The organism is Mycobacterium colombiense (assembly GCF_001672755.1).
Lineage (GTDB): Bacteria > Actinomycetota > Actinomycetes > Mycobacteriales > Mycobacteriaceae > Mycobacterium > Mycobacterium colombiense_C.
Map to the genome: position 1 here is coordinate 1 of NZ_LZKI01000105.1, position 2,388 is coordinate 2,388.

The 2,388-nt window shown below is 73.0% G+C and carries 3 protein-coding genes; all 3 read right to left on the reverse strand.

Features of this window, described 5'->3' with window-relative positions; translation table 11 throughout:
- Window positions 1-1,176 (reverse strand): DUF6779 domain-containing protein (locus A5708_RS14410; RefSeq protein ID WP_065029278.1); only part of this gene is annotated, 1,176 nt, incomplete at its 3' end.
- 126 nt (window positions 1,177-1,302) lie between these two features.
- On the reverse strand, window positions 1,303-1,779 hold the full coding sequence (locus A5708_RS14415) for a DUF3180 domain-containing protein (protein ID WP_065029276.1): 477 nt from the start codon (window positions 1,777-1,779) through the stop codon (window positions 1,303-1,305).
- On the reverse strand, window positions 1,779-2,327 hold the full coding sequence (folK, locus tag A5708_RS14420; RefSeq protein WP_065029277.1) for a 2-amino-4-hydroxy-6-hydroxymethyldihydropteridine diphosphokinase: 549 nt from the start codon (window positions 2,325-2,327) through the stop codon (window positions 1,779-1,781). The genes A5708_RS14415 and folK overlap by 1 nt, the downstream gene beginning before the upstream one ends.
- Between the last annotated feature and the right edge of the window lie 61 nt (window positions 2,328-2,388).

The window sequence follows — 2,388 nt, forward strand, 5'->3', positions numbered from 1 at the left end:
GGCCGGCGACGTCGTCGCGGCGGCCGGCGGGGGCGGCGCGGCAGGTGACGGTCCGGCCGGCGGCTCGCCGGCGGGCGAGAAGTTGCGCACCCCGTAGTCGCGGTACTCCGCCGAGTGGCGTGACCGTGCCTGGCGACCGGAGTCGCCGTACGGCGGTGGCGGCAACGGCTCGACGGGCAGCCCATCCCAGGCCTCGTCGACGTCCGAATGCCGGGCGCGCCGCCGGCCACCGGTCGACGCGGGGGGATCGGTGCCGGCCCAATTGCTGCCCGGGGCGCCGGGTGGCAACCATTGGCCTTCCGCGGTGGTCGGCTGCCAACCCTGTCCCGGCCAATGCGCCTGGGGCTGGCGCTCCGATTCCGGCTCCGGCCGCGGTGCGGGCTCCGGCTGCGGTTGGAAACGGGGCTCGAATCGCGGCTCGGGCGGTCCCACGTACGGCGACTCGTCGGCGTACGAAGGCTCTTCGGCGTACGCCGGGTCCGGTGCCGGTTCGTACTGTTGACGGACCCGTTCCCGCCGGGGCGGCGGCTGCTGCCGCGGTGGGATCAGCGGTTCCTCGGGCACGTCGATGATGGCGTCGTCGGCGCGGCCGGCGTTGTCCTGCGGCACCGACGTCACCCGGTCGCTGGACACCCAATCGACCGGGGTGTCGCGGGGGTTCTCGCCGTTGCGGTCCCACTCGCTGTACGCACGCTCCGGTTGCGGCTCGGCCTCGGGCGTGCCGCCGAGGGCCGGGCGGTGCGCGAGGTCGGTATCGAACAGGATTTCCAGGCTGGTCCGCAAGGCGGAAAGCTCCGCGCGCAACTCGGCCAGATCGTCGGCGGCCTGGGCGCGCAGCTCGGAGGCCAGCTCGCGGCGCAGCTGGGACTCGACGGTCAGCTCGTATTCACGCCGGGCCGAGATCTCGCGGTCCAGCTGCAGGTCGTAGACCAGCTTGAGGTCGCGGACGCGGGACTGATCGGCGTCGCTTTGGCGCCGATAGAGCACGGAGACGAAGGCGCCGGCGACTGCGGCCCACAGCGCCAGGATTACAGCGAGCTTGAGGAGTTCCACCCGATTGGTGAAAACCAATGCGGAACTGGCCCCCATCGCGAGGACCAGCAACGCTGTCAAGAGCACCCACCCCGGCCTGCGGCCGCCGCGCCGCACCCGGGCGCCGCGGGACAGAACGGTCATGGCCTGAGAGTACCTGCGCGAGGTCAATCCGCGTGTCGCGCGGCTCCGGCGATTCTCGCGCGGGTTACCGGCGGCGTCGCCGGCGGAGTCGATTGCCCGCCGGCAGCCGGCAATCGTCGCGCCGGGCTAGGTTTCCGCGCCCTCGCCGTGCTCAGTCTGATCCGGCGGTGATTTGCAGCAATGTTGCAGCCACAGCGCGGCACTCAGCAGCGCCAGCGCGCTGACGGCCGCCACCACCGTCCCCGAGGTGTCCTCGGCGGCGGCCCGCAACCAGGACTTGCGCGGCAGGAAGTACACCAGGATGCCGACCCACCAGCCCAGCATCACCGCACCCACCCAGGCCGACGCCTTGGCGACCACCAGGCTGCGCGCCACCGCAAGCGGGTGCAGCCAACCCGGACGGGACCCGATCTCGCCCTCGCTGATCCTGGCCCGCACGTAGCGCGCCCACAGCGCCTCGGCGATGGCCACCCCCAGGAGCGACAGGCCGGTCCACACCGTGATCGGCGGAAACCACCGGTAGAGGCCCTTGACCAGCAGGTACCCCACAAAGGCGGCGCCCACCACCGCGGCGGTCAGGTCACGTTTGCGGGTGGGTCCCATCAGGCCGTCGGCCCCTGATCGCCCGGCGGCTCCCCGTTCGGCCGAAGCGTCAGGCCGGTCGGGCGCACGCCGTCCCGATCAGCCGCTTCCAGCTGGGCCAGCAGGCCGGCGGCCGGCTGCGGCCCGCCGGCCAGCGTCAACTGCGCGTCCGGGTCGACATCCAGCCAGGGGATGAGCACGAACGCCCGCAGGTGGGCCAGCGGATGCGGCAAGGTCAGATTGTTCTCCCGGGAGATCACCTCGGTCGGCCCGTAGCAGGCGATCAGGTCGACGTCGAGCGTGCGTGGGCCCCAGCGCTCGCCGCGCACGCGGCCCGCCGCCCGCTCGAACTCCTGCGCCCGCCGCAGCCAGCCCTGCCCGTCGCAGGCCGGGTCGTCGGCGATCAGCACCGCGTTGAGAAACGGCGCCTGGTCCACCCGGCCCCAGGGGTCGGTCTCGTACACCGGCGACACGGCGAGCACCTTCTCCCCGAGCCCGTCGACGACCGACTGCAACCGCGCCAGCCGGTCACCCAGGTTGGAGCCGATCGACAAAACTACGCGCGTCATACCGATCCGCCCGCCGGGACCACCGAGCCGCGGCCGCCGCGGCGCGACCGCCGCACCACCA

Bases quoted from the DNA above. Each gene is read 5' to 3' on its own strand.
- A5708_RS14415 (WP_065029276.1), bottom strand. From the start codon at position 1,779: ATGGGACCCACCCGCAAACGTGACCTGACCGCCGCGGTGGTGGGCGCC.
- folK (WP_065029277.1), bottom strand. From the start codon at position 2,327: ATGACGCGCGTAGTTTTGTCGATCGGCTCCAACCTGGGTGACCGGCTG.